Here is a 13,776-nt window from a genome sequence, read left to right on the forward strand (position 1 = left end):
CTTCGTGCGCTTGCGCGCTCACAGGAACTCCGGTGAAAAAAATCGCAGTGTTCGCCGATGTGCAGAACCTCTACTACACCGTGCGTCAGGCCTATGGTTGCCACTTCAACTACGCCGCACTATGGGCGGACATCAGCAAGAACGGGCAGATCGTCGAGGCGTATGCCTATGCGATCGACCGTGGCGACAGCAAGCAGCAGCAGTTCCAGCAGATCCTGCGCAATCTCGGTTTCACCGTGAAGCTCAAGCCCTACATCCAGCGCAGCGACGGCTCGGCCAAGGGTGACTGGGATGTCGGCATTACCCTGGACATCATGGACGCTGCCGACCATGTCGACGAAGTAGTGCTGGCCTCCGGTGACGGCGATTTCGACATGCTGCTCGAACGCATCATCAACAAGCACGGCGTGCAAGCGGTAGCCTATGGCGTCCCCGGCCTGACCGCCAACTCGCTGATCCGCGCCGCCAGCCGCTACGTGCCGATCGAAGGCGCACTGTTGCTCAAGAGCTGAGCTGAACAATAGATTGGAACGGAGTACACCCCGGTTTGGAACGCATTGCAGTCATCGACTTTGAAACCACCGGCCTGTCGCCGAACAGCAGCTGCCGCGCCACGGAAATTGCCGTGGTCATGCTGGAAAACGGCCGCATCGTCGAGCGTTACCAGAGCCTGATGAACGCCGGCGTGCGCGTCCCCGCGTTCATCGAGCAACTGACCGGCATCAGCAACGCCATGCTGCGCACCGCGCCGCCCGCCGAGCGGGTGATGGAAGAGGTCAACGAGTTTGTCGGCTGCACGCCGTTGCTCGCACACAACGCCTCGTTCGACCAGAAGTTCTGGGATTTCGAACTGGGCCGGATCAAGCGCACACGCCTGCAGAATTTCGCCTGTTCACTGCTGCTGGCGCGGCGCCTGATGCCGGCGGCGCCGAATCACAAGCTCGGCACGCTCACCACTTTCGCGCGGTTGCCGCATACCGGCCAGGCTCACCGGGCCATGGCCGATGCGGAGATGGCGGCCAATCTGATGGCGCATTTGGCGCAAGAGTTACGGGGCAAGCACGGGGTACGCGAGTTGAATCACGACCTGCTGTGCAAGTTGCAGAAGGTGCCTGCCGCAAAAGTCGGCGAGCATTTGCAGCGTTATCGCTGAAGTCGGGCACCACACAGTAACCTTGTAGGAGTAAGCCTGCTCGCGATGACGGAGCATCAGTCGATGGAGATGTTGACTGCCACTGCGCCTTCGCGAGCAGGCTCGCTCCCACATTAATCTTTTCGGTGTGCCTGATTATTTACCGTTGCCTTCGATGTGCCCCAACGGCACACGCTTTTCGACTGCGCTTGAAAGCACAATCGACGTCTTGCTGAACCCGAACTTCGCCACCCGATCGATCAACTCTTCCAGCTCAGGCATCGAGGCCACCGCCGCTTGCATGATCACGCACGGGTCGCCGGTGACCCGATGGCATTCAGTGATCTGCGGGATTTTGATCAGTTCATCGTAGGCCTTCTGGTTGCCGTGCTGGTTCAGGCGCAGTTCGATCACGCACTGGATCGGCAGGCCGATTTTCGCCATATCGATTTTTGCTTGATAACCGGTGATCACTCCGGCCGTTTCCAGTTTGGCCACGCGTTCGGCGACGGCGGGGGCTGAGAGGTTAACCTTGCGCGCCAGATCAGCGTAGGACGCGCGGCCGTTTTCCAGAAGTGCGCCGAGCAGCATGCGGTCGTATTTGTCCAAGGCGAACTCCTGAAATGGCCAGACTTTCGAAATCGCGGCTTAACCCGGCGATCTCCGTGATTTCAAAAGTGTACCGGCGCGATAAATAGGTTTTGTAACTTATTTTTGCGCGGCAGCCTTTCTAGAATAACCCGTCCACAGAAATCTGACTGTCGAGCTGCCCATGCCTGCCTTGCGCCGTTTTTCCCTGCCGTTGATCGCCGCGTTTTTTGCGTTGTACGTGATTTGGGGATCGACCTATCTGGTGATTCGTATCGGTGTCGAATACTGGCCGCCGCTATTGCTGGCCGGGGTGCGCTTCGTCATTGCCGGCAGCCTGATGTACGCCTGGCTGCGCTGGCGTGGGGCTCCGGCGCCGACCTGGGCGCAGTGGAAAGCGGCGGGGCTGGTCGGCATTCTGCTGCTCAGTTTTGGCAATGGCGCGGTCAGCGTGGCGGAGCATACCGGCGTGGCGTCAGGTGTCGCTGCGCTGGCGGTGGCGACGGTGCCGCTGTTCACCTTGTTGTTCGGCTACTTCTGGGGTGCGCGCAATACGCGGCTGGAATGGGCCGGTGTGGCGTTGGGGATTATTGGCATAGCCATGCTCAACATGGGGTCCAACCTGCAATCGAGCCCGCTCGGCGCGATGTTGCTGATTTTCGCGGCGGCGAGCTGGGCGTTCGGCTCGGTGTGGAGCAAATACCTGCCGTTGCCGGCGGGTGCCATGGCCAGCGCGGTGGAAATGCTCGTAGGCGGCGTCGTCTTGCTGATCGGCAGCGCGCTGAGTGGCGAGCACCTGCAAGCCATGCCGCCGCTCGAAGGATGGCTGGCGCTGGCCTATCTGATTTTTTTTGGCTCGATCATCGCCTTCAATTCCTACATGTATCTGCTCAAACACGTGCGCCCAGCGGCAGCGACCAGTTATGCCTACGTCAACCCGGCAGTGGCGGTGTTGCTCGGTGTGGTGTTTGTTGGCGAGACCATCGGCATCGAAGAAGCGCTGGCGATGCTGGTGATCATCAGCGCGGTGCTGCTGATCAGCCTGCCGCAGTGGCGCCGGCCCGCGCAGCCGCCAGTGGAGGAGGTGAAAGCCGTTCCGACGGAAGCGCGTACGAATTAGGGTAAACTGCGCGGCATTGCATCCCCGCGTCATTTTTTCCTACGGTACTCCCATGACTTTCGCCTCCCTTGGCCTGATCGAACCCTTGCTGCGCTCCCTCGAGACGCTCGGCTACCAGACCCCGACGCCGGTGCAGGCGCAAGCCATTCCGGCGGTGCTGGCCGGTCGCGACCTGATGGCAGCGGCCCAGACCGGCACCGGTAAAACTGCCGGTTTCGCCTTGCCGCTGTTGCAGTTGCTGGCCATGGAAGGGCCGAAAGTCACCGCCAATTCGGCGCGTGCGCTGATTCTGGTGCCGACCCGCGAGCTGGCCGAGCAGGTCCACGAAGCCGTGCGCCAGTACGCGGAAAATCTGCCGTTGCGCACATATGCGGTGTACGGCGGTGTCAGCATCAACCCGCAGATGATGAAGCTGCGCGGCGGCGTCGATGTGCTGGTCGCCACGCCCGGTCGCTTGATCGACCTGTTCCGCCAGAACGCGCTGAAACTCAATCAGTTGCAAACGCTGGTGCTGGATGAAGCCGATCGTATGCTCGACCTGGGCTTCTCTGAAGAACTGGCGAACATTTACCGCATGCTGCCGAAAAAACGCCAGACGCTGCTGTTCTCCGCGACCTTCTCCGATGACATCCGTCTGCTCGCCGGGCAGATGCTCAACGATCCTTTGAGCGTCGAAGTCAGCCCGCGCAACGTCGCTGCCAACACGGTCAAGCAGTGGATCGTCACCGTAGACAAGAAGCGCAAGGCCGAACTGTTCGTGCACCTGATGCGCAAGAACAAGTGGAAGCAGGTGCTGGTGTTCGCCAAGACCCGCAACGGCGTCGATGCGCTGGTGGAAAAACTTCAGGGCCTCGGTGTGAATGCTGACGGCATCCATGGCGACAAACCCCAGGCTACGCGCCAGCGCGCGCTGGACCGTTTCAAGCTCAGCGAAGTGCAGATTCTGGTCGCGACCGACGTCGCCGCCCGTGGTCTGGACATCGAAGACTTGCCGCTGGTGGTCAACTTCGATCTGCCGATCGTCGCCGAGGATTACATTCACCGCATCGGCCGGACTGGCCGTGCGGGTGCCACCGGTGAGGCGATTTCGCTGGTGTGTGCCGATGAAGTGAACATGCTCTCGGCGATCGAGATGCTGACGCGGCAGAACCTGAAGCGCCAGAACGAGCCGGATTTCGAACCCGAGCACCGCGTGCCGGACACCGATGCCAGCGGTCAGGTGATCAAGAAGCCGAAGAAACCGAAGAAGCCGAAAGCATCGGGTGGTGGCGGTGGGAAACGTAATCTGGGCAAGTGGGTCGACAGCGGCGAGACCTCGGCACCGGAGCCATCGATCAAGCCAGTACGCAAAGTGCCGGTGTTCAATACCGGGCCGCGTAAACGTAAGCCGTGATTTGATGCGGCGTTTACAATAGCGCCTTCGCGAGCAGGCTCGCTCCCACATTGGGAATGCGTTTCCCTGTAGGAGCTGCGGAACGCTGCGATCTTTTGATGTTGGTTTTAAAGATCAAAAGATCGCAGCCTCGTTTCACTCGTCAGCTCCTACAGGGTTTTGTGCTTAAGCCACTGCACCATTCCCAGCCCTGCCGCCCGCCCACTGGCGAAACACCCGGTCAGCAAGTAGCCGCCCGTCGGCGCTTCCCAGTCGAGCATCTCGCCGGCACAAAACACCCCCGGCAACGCCTTGAGCATCAAACGCTCATCCATCGCCTCGAACCGCACGCCACCGGCGCTGCTGATTGCCTCATCCAGCGGACGGGTTTTCACCAGGGTCAGTGGCAACGCCTTGATCGCTCGCGCCAACAGCGCCGGATCGGCGAAGGTTTCGGCATCGGTCAGCTCGCGCAACAACGCCGCCTTCACCCCATCAATCCCTACCTGACTGTGCAGATGCTTGGCCATTGAGCGCGCGCCGCGTGGTTTGCTCAGCGCCGCCTGCAATTTATCCACAGGCCGGCCGGGCAGCAGGTCGATGTGGATAACCGCCGCGCCATAGCGATTGATCTCTTCGCGTATCGGGGCGGACAGCGCATAGATCAGACTGCCTTCAATGCCGGTCGCGGTGATCACGCATTCGCCCAGACGCGGGATGTCGTCGTTCAAACCGATGGCGATGTTTTTCAGCGGTGCGCCGGCAAATTTGCTCACCATCAGATCGCTCCAGGCTTGCACCTCGAAGCCGCAATTGCTTGGCTGCAACGGCGCCAGATCCACGCCGCGCTGCTCCAGCGGCAACATCCACGCGCCATCCGAGCCCAGCCGCGACCAACTGCCGCCGCCGAGGGCAAGCAGGGTGGCGTCGGGGTTTACGCTGATTTCGCCTTCCGGACTGTCGATGCGCATTGCGCCACTTGCGTCCCAGCCGAGCCAGCGATGACGGGTGTGGATAACCACGCCGCTGTCGCGCAGGCGCTTGAGCCAGGCGCGTAATAGCGGCGCCGCTTTCATGTCGGTGGGGAATACACGGCCGGAGCTGCCGATGAAGGTTTCGATGCCCAGTTGGTGAATCCACTGGCACAAGGCATCGGCATCGAATGCGCGCAGCAGCGGGGCGATCTGTGGTGCGCGTTCGGCGTAACGGTAGAGGAATGCCGGGTAGGCTTCGGAATGGGTGATGTTCATGCCGCCGACCCCGGCCAGCAGAAACTTGCGCCCGACCGATGGCATGCCGTCGAAAACGTCGACGCGAATTCCGGCCTGGCTCAGCACTTCGGCGGCCATCAGGCCGGCGGGGCCACCGCCGATGATGGCGACGTGGGTGTTGGCGGGAGCGGAATTTTCGGTCATGGGCGTGCGCTGCGGTATGGCGGGACAAGGCGCGCATTCTAACAGCCGAGCCCTCTGTAGGAGCTGCCGCAGGCTGCGATCTTTGCTGTGGATTTTTACAGCAAGATCAAAAGATCGCAGCCTTCGGCAGCTCCTACGGGTTATCCACAGGCAGTTCCACAGCGATTGTGGGTAACGCAGCACGTTTCAGTGACAGCCGTGTGAATCCCAGACCCGTTGCGCGCTGTGATGGAGGATGCCGTGGCGGCGGGCGAGGGCGTGGCGATCCTTGCTGTAGCCGCCGCCGATCACCCCGACCACCGGGATGTCGCGGCCCAGGCAGTGGCGCATCACCCGTTCATCGCGCTCGGCCACGCCGGCGTCGGTCAGTTGCAGATAACCGAGGGCATCGTCCTTGTGCACATCGACGCCAGCGTCGTAGAGCACCAGATCCGGTTGATACAGCGGCAGGAGGTAGTTGAGCGTGTCATCGACCACCTGCAGATAATCGGCGTCACCCATGCCTTTGGGCAGCGGAATATCCCAGTCACTTTCGGCTTTGCGTGCGGGAAAATTCTTTTCGCAGTGCAGGGAAACGGTAATCGCCTCCGGCGTGTCATGCAGAATCCGCGCGGTGCCGTCGCCCTGATGCACGTCGCAATCAAAGATCAGCACGCGATTGACCCGACCGCTCTGCAACAGGTACTGGCTGATGATCGCCAGGTCATTGAAGATGCAGAACCCGGCGGGGTAATCGTAGTGAGCGTGATGGGTGCCGCCGGCCAGATGACAGGCCAGGCCATGTTCCAGCGCTTGCTCTGCGGCGAGGATCGAGCCGCCCACCGCGCGCACGGTGCGTCGCGCCAGCGCCTCGTTCCAGGGCAGGCCGAGGCGCCGTTGGTCTTCGCGGGACAACTCGCCGCTCATGTAGCGTTCGATATAGCTGCGGTCATGGGCGAGGGCGAGGATGTCGTTGGGGCAGATCTGCGGGCGCAGCAGGTCGGCGTCGCGGGTCAGGCCGCTGTCGACCAGGTGATCGCGCAGCAGCCGGAACTTGTCCATGGGAAAGCGGTGATCCGCGGGAAACTCGGGGCTGTAGTCTTCGTGATAGATCAACGGCAAGGGCATGGCTTGTTTCGCGCAGAACCAGGGAAAGAATGAACGATCCTACCAGCGATGTAGACTCAACGGCATGGAAATGGAGGGGACGATGGAGCCGATACTGGAGCTGCAAAGCGCGCGTTTGTTGATGCGTCAGTGGCAGGACGAGGATTTGCCGGCATTCGCCGCGATGTGCGCCGATCCACAGGTGATGCGCTACTTTCCAGCGCCGTTGACCCGGCTCGAAAGTGCCGCGCTGATCGGCCGCGTGCGTGGGCATTTTGCCGAGCATGGCTTTGGCCTGTGGGCGCTGGAGCGCAAGGACACGGGCGAGTTCATCGGTTTCACCGGGTTGGGCGTGGTCGGCTTCGATGCGCCGTTTACCCCGGCGGTGGAGATCGGCTGGCGTCTGGCCAAGGAACACTGGGGCCTGGGTTACGCCAGCGAAGCGGCGTGGACCGCACTGCGCTCGGGTTTCGACCAGTTGAAACTGGAGGAAATCGTCTCGTTTACCGCCGGGCAGAATGCGCAGTCGGAGAAGGTCATGCAGGCGATCGGCATGCATCACGACCCGCAGGACGATTTCGATCACCCCAGGCTTGCGCTCGATCACCCGTTGCGTCGGCATGTCCTGTATCGCATCAGCCGCGAACAATGGCTGCAAACCTTGCATGAATAAGCCGACACGGACGTTTACAATGGCCGCCATCGTATTTGGCCCGTGCCAGAACCTGAATCGTCCGCCGCAGCCAAGACTGCGCGGCCATTGCTTTGTGTGAGGAGAGTCTGAATGAGCCAAGTGCTGGAAGATCTGGTCGATCTGCTGACCCTGGAACCGATCGAAGAAAACCTGTTCCGTGGCCGCAGCCAGGATCTGGGGTTCCGCCAGTTGTTCGGCGGTCAGGTGCTCGGCCAGTCACTGTCGGCGGCCAGTCAGACGGTGGAAGAGGCGCGCCATGTGCACTCACTGCACGGTTATTTCCTGCGCCCGGGCGATGCCAAGTTGCCGGTGGTCTATTCGGTTGATCGCGTGCGTGATGGCGGCAGCTTCAGCACCCGCCGCGTGACGGCGATCCAGAAGGGCCACCCGATCTTCACGTGCAGCGCTTCGTTCCAGTACGACGAAAAAGGCTTCGAGCATCAGGGCCAGATGCCGGCGGTGGTCGGCCCGGAAAACCTGCCCTCGGAGCTGGAACTGATCCAGCAGCGTGCGCACCTGATTCCCGAGCACATGCGTGAAAAACTGCTGTGCCCGAAACCGATCGAAGTACGCCCGGTCACCGAAAAGGATCCGTACAACCCGCAACCGGCCGATCCGATCAAATATGTGTGGTTCCGCGCCGACGGCGCCCTGGCCGACATTCCTGCGCTGCACAAATACCTGCTGGCCTACGCCTCGGACTTCGGCCTGCTGACCACGTCGATGCTGCCCCACGGCAAGTCGGTCTGGCAGAAAGACATGCAGGTCGCCAGCCTCGATCACGCGCTGTGGTTCCACAACGACCTGCGCGCCGATGACTGGTTGCTCTACGCGATGGACAGCCCGTGGGCCGGCAACTCGCGCGGTTTTTCCCGTGGCAGCGTGTTCAACCGCGCCGGGCAACTGGTCGCTTCGGTGACTCAGGAAGGCCTGATCCGCCATCGCAAGGACTGGGCATGAGCCTGACCGAGGTTCGTCATTGGGTGTTCGACATGGACGGCACGCTGACCGTCGCCGTGCATGACTTTGCGGCGATTCGCGTGGCGCTGGCGATTCCGCCAGAGGACGACATCCTCACCCATCTCGCCGCATTGCCAGCGGATGAAGCAGCGGCCAAGCATGCCTGGTTGCTGGAACATGAACGCGATCTGGCATTGGGCTCGACCCCGGCCACTGGCGCGGTGGAGCTGGTGCGCGACCTGCATGCGCGCGGTTATCGCCTTGGCATTCTCACCCGCAATGCGCGGGAACTGGCGCACGTGACGCTGGAGGCGATCGGCCTGGCTGACTGCTTCGCGGTCGAGGATGTGCTGGGCCGCGACGAAGCGCCGCCAAAGCCGCATCCCGGCGGTTTGCTGAAACTGGCCGAAGCCTGGCAAGCGCCGGCCAGTGACATGGTGATGGTCGGTGATTACCGTTTTGATCTGGATTGCGGCCGAGCAGCGGGGGCGCGGACGGTGTTGGTGAACCTGCCGGATAACCCATGGCCGGAACTGACCGATTGGCATGCGAGGGATTGTGTTGAGTTGCGGCGGATGCTCTCAGCCTGACATCTTCGTCGCCTGAGCCGGCCCCTTCGCGAGCAGGCTCGCTCCCACAGGGGAATACATTCCAAACGTGGCATTCATTCCTATGTGGGAGCGGGCTTGCTCGCGAAGAGGCCGGTACATTCAACACAAAACCTACTGATCAAACAAAGCCTTCTGCCCCTCCGCCGACGTCAGCATGCCATCCCCGTCATGTCCGACCCCGGGTACTTCAACCAGCCGCTGATTGACCCCCTCGGGATGCCGGCGCAGCAAATAGCCAAAATACATCTTCCCGCGCATCAACCGGTAAGCCCCTTGCGCCTCGGCCGCGCAACTCTTGTCCAGCGCCGGATGTTCCGGGTCGACGTCCTGCTGCCCGAGCAGATAGATCACCTCGCGTTTGACGTAAGCGCTCTCAACTTGCAACGGCGTTCGCCCACCGGCATACACCGGCATGTCCGCCAGCCCGTACTTCCAGCGATTGAAACCCGGGCATTGCGCGTGATCGAACGCCACTGGCCGCTGCTCGTTGAAGTACGCATAGGACGAAGGATTGGCCACTACATAGCGCAAGCGAATGCCGTTGGCCTTGAGTGCCGGCTGATCCTTGGCCAGCAGGGCGTAACGCTGCACCACCTGACCCCCGCCGGAGTGGCCGAAGATCACGATCTGCTTCACGTCCGGAAACTGTTTGCGGTCGCTGACCCGCGCGACGATTTCGTCCAGCGCCGCGTAGGAACTCAGCGGATTCGGCCCGGTGGACAAGCCGCCGCCCATCCACTCGTTGCCCTGCCAGCGCAGCACCGTCGGCGGCAAGGAATACAGGGTGACGTCGCTTTCATTGAGAAACTGCGGAGCGATCACCAGCGTGTGCGCGGTCTGTCCGGCGAGTTCGGCGGCGCTTTCCGCGCTTTTGCGATAGGTCTCGGCGTTGCGCAGGCGACCGTGAATCACGATCAGCACTCGCTCGATCTTCTCCGGCGCCGGGCCGATGCCCACTGCCATTTCCCCGGCCTTGAGTTGCAGGCGACCGGGGCTGATCGCATCGACGCCGGCCGCTTGCGCAGTGCCGACGAAGAACAGTAACGCCACAAGCCATTTATGCATTTACAGGGTTTTCGCCGCGAAGGTGTCGCACTGGCTTACCTGGCCTTGCGCGAATCCGGTTTTGAACCAGCGCACCCTTTGCGCTGACGTACCGTGGGTAAACGAGTCCGGGACCACTCGGCCCTGACCCTGTTGCTGCAAGCGATCATCGCCGATGGCGTTGGCGGCGTTCAAGGCTTCTTCGATGTCGCCGGGTTCCAGCCAGTTCAGGCGCTTTTGAGCGTTGTATGCCCAGACGCCGGCGAGGCAGTCCGCCTGCAATTCCTGGCGGACCAGCAAGCCGCCGTCGCCTTCCATTTGCCGACCTTGCTGGCGCGCCGTCTGCATCTTCGCCGAGACGCCAAGCAGCGTCTGCACATGGTGGCCGACTTCGTGCGCAATCACATAAGCCTGAGCGAAATCGCCAGCGGCCTTGAAACGCTGCGACATTTCCTGGAAGAACGCCATGTCCAGATAGACCTTCTGGTCGGCCGGGCAATAGAACGGGCCGGTGGCAGAAGTGGCCATGCCGCACGCGGAGTTCACCCGGTTGCTGAACAGCACCAGCGTCGGGTCTTTGTATTGGCGTCCGGCCTGCTGGAAGATCGGGCCCCAGGTGTCTTCGGTGTCGCCGAGGATCGAACGGACGAACTCAGCCTGTTCATCATTGGCCGGCGGCGCCTGACGGGTTTGCGAAGTAGCCGCCGGTTGCTCCATCTGCCCGGTCAACTGGCCGAGAATCTGCATCGGGTCCTGGCCGGTGAGCCAGCCGATGCCGACGATCAGCACGATGGCCGTCAGGCTCAGACCCTTGCCGCCACCGAAGCGCATGCCGCCGCCACCGCCGGCATCATCACCCCGGGCGTCGACGACGTTGTCACTGCGTCGGCCTTTTTTCCATAGCATGTGGGAATCCTCTTTTATTGCCGGTGATGAATCTGCTGGTGATGAGTGTTGCCGCTGTGTGAGTGTGGCGCCAGTCCGGTCGTCCGTCCATGCACACGCGCCCACGTGGTGCGGGCCTGGTATTGACGGTCGAGCGGGCCGTGAATTCAATCCCGAGTGGAATTTCTTCCGTCGAATTCATGAACCCGCTGTTTCGACGGCAGTCTGTGATGTTGCACACTTGCCGGGCGCCGAAGTGGCGGGAATCTTGCCTCAAGTTTTTACCTGGCGGCGGTTTTCCGGCGAAGAAGAGTGCAACCCGTGCGGTTGCTGAAAGCTCAGCCGACTATGATTGCCAAACCGATTGCCGCCAGCGCGAACGCTCGCCTGGGTATTTTTTCAGAGATTGCCAATGACCGTCAGCACCCCGCTCTCCGGTGTCAACCAGCCCTTCAAGGGGATCTTGCTGATTGTCGTGGCGACGTTCCTGTTTTCCAGCCACGACGCCTTGTCGAAATACCTCTCCGGTTTTTATCCGATCGTGATGGTGGTGTGGGCGCGCTATGTGGTGCACACCTTGTTGATGGCGGGGATTTTTCTGCCGCAGTCCGGCTTGCGTGTGCTGCGCACCAAGAAGCCGTTATGGCAACTCGCCCGTGCCCTGTGCCTGCTCGGCACCAGCCTGTTTTTCACCACGGCGCTGCTGTACATCCCGCTGGCGGAAGCCACGGCGGTCAACTTTCTCGCACCGGTATTGGTCACCGCATTGTCGGTGCCGCTGCTCAAGGAACGGGTGACGCGCGGGCAGTGGATCGCGGTGATCTGCGGTTTCATCGGCGTGCTGATCATCGTCCACCCGGGCGGCGAGCTGTTCACCCCGGCGATCCTGCTGCCGTTCTGCTCGGCGTTGTTTTTCTGCTTCTACCAACTGCTGACGCGCAAGCTCGCCGAAGTGGACAGCCCGACCACCAGCAACTTCTTCGCCGGCCTGTGCAATACCCTGGTGATGAGCGCGCTGGTGCCGTTCTTCTGGCAAGTGCCGACGTGGACTCACGCCGCGCTGATGCTCGCGCTGGGCAGCTGCGGGATGACGGCGCATCTGTTCCTGACCCAGGCCTTCCGCCACGCCGCACCGGCATTGCTGGCGCCGTTCGGCTATTGCCAGATCGTCTTTGCCGGGTTGTTGGGCTGGCTGCTGTTCAATCACACGCCGAGCGGGTTGACGGTGATTGGTATCGCAGTGATCTGCTGCAGCGGATTGGCGGCGGCGTGGCAGCAGAGCCGGCGCTGAAGAGCGGATCCCGGTACAACTTGTGGGAGCGAGCCTGCTCGCGAAAGCGGTGTGTCAGTCGCCATATTCGGTGGCTGACGTGACGCCTTCGCGAGCAGGCTCGCTCCCACAATGGGATGTATGCAGGCAGGTTATTCGGTAACGGTCGGAATCTTGCGCGGTGCCATGAAGTACATCCACGTCAGTGCGAGGAAGTACATCGCCGGAATCAGCGTGAACAGCACTGTGTAGTTGTTGTTGGTGACGGTGAGGATGTGGCCGACGATCTGAGTCATGAACATCCCGCCGATCGCCGCGCACATGCCGCCGAAGCCGAACACCGTGCTCATCATGTGCTTGGGCGTGTAGTCCATCACCAGGCTCCAGATGTTCGCAGTCCAGGCCTGATGCGCGCCGATCGCCAACGAGATCGCTGCCACCGCCACCCACAGATTCGCTGAACCGGCGGCCATGACCACGCCGATGATGCAGCAGGCAAACAGCAACATCGACAGCAGCCGCGCCTTGATCGAGTTCATGCCGCGACCGATCAGGAACGAGGACAGAATCCCGCCGCCGACACTGCCGAAGTCAGCCGTGACGTAGATGATGATCAGCGGAATACCCATCTGCGTCACGTTGATGCCGAGGTTGTATTGCTGATTGAGAAACGGCGGCAGCCAGTACAGATAGAACCAGAACACCGGCGCGGTCAGCGAGTAGGCGAGGGCGAAGGCCCAGGTGCCGCGCATGCGCAGGATCTTGCTGAACGGCACACGGGCCTGTTCCGGTTCGACCTGCTGCTGGATGTAATCGAGTTCCGACTGTTTCACCGTCGGATGGTCTTCCGGATTGAAGTACTTCAAGCCCCAGAACAACAGCCAGATCCCGCCGAGTGCGGCCATGCACAGGAATGCCGCTTGCCAGCCCCACACGTGAAGTACCAGAGGCAGCAGCATCGGCGTGAACATCGCCCCGACGTTGGTGCCGGCGTTGAAAATGCCGGTAGCGACCGCACGTTCACCGGCCGGGAACCACAGGCGAGTGGTCTTCACGCAGGCCGGGTAGTTGGCCGCTTCGGTCAGACCGAGGATGAAGCGACAGACCATGAAGCCGACCGCTGAGGTCGCCAGGCCATGGGCGCCGGTCGCCAGGCTCCAGAGCAGCACGGCGCAGAAGAACACGCGCTTGACGCCGACCCGGTCGATCAGTCGTCCCTGCAGGACAAAGCCGATCGCGTAGCCGACCTGAAACCAGAAGTTGATGTTGGCGTAGTCCATCGCCGTCCAGCTCATTTCCTTGGCGAGGATCGGCTGCATGACGCCGAGGGCGGCGCGGTCGATGTAGTTGAGGGTGGTGGCAAAAAACACCAGCGCCAGCATGCCCCAGCGGGTCTTGCCGACGGCCATGGCGCCGCGGATCTTGTCGCCAATGCCACCCGTGGCAGTGCTCATGGCCGGAGCCATGCGGGAAGTCTGTGAAGGAATCATGTGTTCCACCCGTTTTTGGATTTGTTATTTGGTGTTCTTTTCTGTCGAACACCTTGCCCGGTGGTTAGTGGCCGGACTCGATGTGCAACCGATGTTGGGCAGTGAACAA

General features: G+C 61.7%; 14 protein-coding genes. 8 read left to right on the forward strand and 6 right to left on the reverse strand.

What is annotated here, in order from left to right:
- Positions 1-32 precede the first annotated feature (32 nt).
- Positions 33-512 carry a LabA-like NYN domain-containing protein gene (locus AC4IHP_RS12010; protein WP_056790604.1) on the forward strand — a complete coding sequence of 160 codons (480 nt, stop codon included), beginning with the start codon at positions 33-35 and terminating at the stop codon, positions 510-512.
- Between the two features lie 35 nt (positions 513-547).
- Positions 548-1,153, forward strand: a complete 606-nt coding sequence (locus AC4IHP_RS12015) for a 3'-5' exonuclease (protein WP_076564198.1) — start codon at positions 548-550, stop codon at positions 1,151-1,153.
- A 135-nt stretch (positions 1,154-1,288) separates the two neighbouring features.
- On the opposite strand, the gene AC4IHP_RS12020 is transcribed toward AC4IHP_RS12015, so the two are convergent.
- A complete protein-coding gene (locus AC4IHP_RS12020; RefSeq protein WP_460121620.1) occupies positions 1,289-1,741 on the reverse strand; it encodes an Lrp/AsnC family transcriptional regulator in 453 nt (150 codons plus the stop codon).
- 163 nt (positions 1,742-1,904) lie between these two features.
- Between AC4IHP_RS12020 and yedA the strand changes: the two genes are divergently transcribed.
- Complete coding sequence (gene yedA, locus AC4IHP_RS12025) at positions 1,905-2,840, forward strand: drug/metabolite exporter YedA (RefSeq protein ID WP_490831767.1); 936 nt, start codon at positions 1,905-1,907, stop codon at positions 2,838-2,840.
- Positions 2,841-2,892: 52 nt separating this feature from the next.
- On the forward strand, positions 2,893-4,233 hold the full coding sequence (gene rhlE1 / locus AC4IHP_RS12030; RefSeq protein ID WP_024014423.1) for an RNA helicase RhlE1: 1,341 nt from the start codon (positions 2,893-2,895) through the stop codon (positions 4,231-4,233).
- Positions 4,234-4,382: 149 nt separating this feature from the next.
- On the opposite strand, the gene AC4IHP_RS12035 is transcribed toward rhlE1, so the two are convergent.
- Together AC4IHP_RS12035 and AC4IHP_RS12040 are read right to left on the reverse strand one after the other, a co-directional pair.
- Complete coding sequence (locus AC4IHP_RS12035) at positions 4,383-5,627, reverse strand: TIGR03862 family flavoprotein (protein ID WP_490831768.1); 1,245 nt, start codon at positions 5,625-5,627, stop codon at positions 4,383-4,385.
- 186 nt (positions 5,628-5,813) lie between these two features.
- On the reverse strand, positions 5,814-6,734 hold the full coding sequence (locus AC4IHP_RS12040; RefSeq protein ID WP_024014421.1) for a histone deacetylase family protein: 921 nt from the start codon (positions 6,732-6,734) through the stop codon (positions 5,814-5,816).
- Positions 6,735-6,816: 82 nt separating this feature from the next.
- Between AC4IHP_RS12040 and AC4IHP_RS12045 the strand changes: the two genes are divergently transcribed.
- The 3 genes from AC4IHP_RS12045 to AC4IHP_RS12055 all read left to right on the forward strand — a co-directional run bounded on the left by AC4IHP_RS12045 (position 6,817) and on the right by AC4IHP_RS12055 (position 8,957).
- Positions 6,817-7,386 carry a GNAT family N-acetyltransferase gene (locus AC4IHP_RS12045; RefSeq protein ID WP_490831769.1) on the forward strand — a complete coding sequence of 190 codons (570 nt, stop codon included), beginning with the start codon at positions 6,817-6,819 and terminating at the stop codon, positions 7,384-7,386.
- 111 nt (positions 7,387-7,497) lie between these two features.
- Positions 7,498-8,367 carry an acyl-CoA thioesterase II gene (tesB, locus tag AC4IHP_RS12050; RefSeq protein WP_016773073.1) on the forward strand — a complete coding sequence of 290 codons (870 nt, stop codon included), beginning with the start codon at positions 7,498-7,500 and terminating at the stop codon, positions 8,365-8,367.
- Positions 8,364-8,957, forward strand: a complete 594-nt coding sequence (locus tag AC4IHP_RS12055) for an HAD family hydrolase (RefSeq protein ID WP_490831770.1) — start codon at positions 8,364-8,366, stop codon at positions 8,955-8,957. The genes tesB and AC4IHP_RS12055 overlap by 4 nt, the downstream gene beginning before the upstream one ends.
- Before the next feature lie 132 nt (positions 8,958-9,089).
- On the opposite strand, the gene AC4IHP_RS12060 is transcribed toward AC4IHP_RS12055, so the two are convergent.
- Both AC4IHP_RS12060 and ypfJ read right to left on the reverse strand, forming a co-directional pair.
- Positions 9,090-10,043, reverse strand: a complete 954-nt coding sequence (locus tag AC4IHP_RS12060) for an alpha/beta fold hydrolase (protein ID WP_460121611.1) — start codon at positions 10,041-10,043, stop codon at positions 9,090-9,092.
- On the reverse strand, positions 10,044-10,928 hold the full coding sequence (ypfJ, locus tag AC4IHP_RS12065) for a KPN_02809 family neutral zinc metallopeptidase (protein WP_073475567.1): 885 nt from the start codon (positions 10,926-10,928) through the stop codon (positions 10,044-10,046).
- Between the two features lie 391 nt (positions 10,929-11,319).
- Here ypfJ and AC4IHP_RS12070 point away from each other — a divergent pair, with 391 nt between their 5' ends.
- The gene (locus AC4IHP_RS12070) at positions 11,320-12,198 is read left to right on the forward strand and encodes a DMT family transporter (protein WP_016773077.1); all 879 of its coding nucleotides are present in this window, start codon (positions 11,320-11,322) and stop codon (positions 12,196-12,198) included.
- A 131-nt stretch (positions 12,199-12,329) separates the two neighbouring features.
- On the opposite strand, the gene AC4IHP_RS12075 is transcribed toward AC4IHP_RS12070, so the two are convergent.
- Complete coding sequence (locus AC4IHP_RS12075) at positions 12,330-13,667, reverse strand: MFS transporter (RefSeq protein WP_024014417.1); 1,338 nt, start codon at positions 13,665-13,667, stop codon at positions 12,330-12,332.
- Positions 13,668-13,776: the final 109 nt, after the last annotated feature.

The organism is Pseudomonas sp. UF-293, from assembly GCF_058245595.1.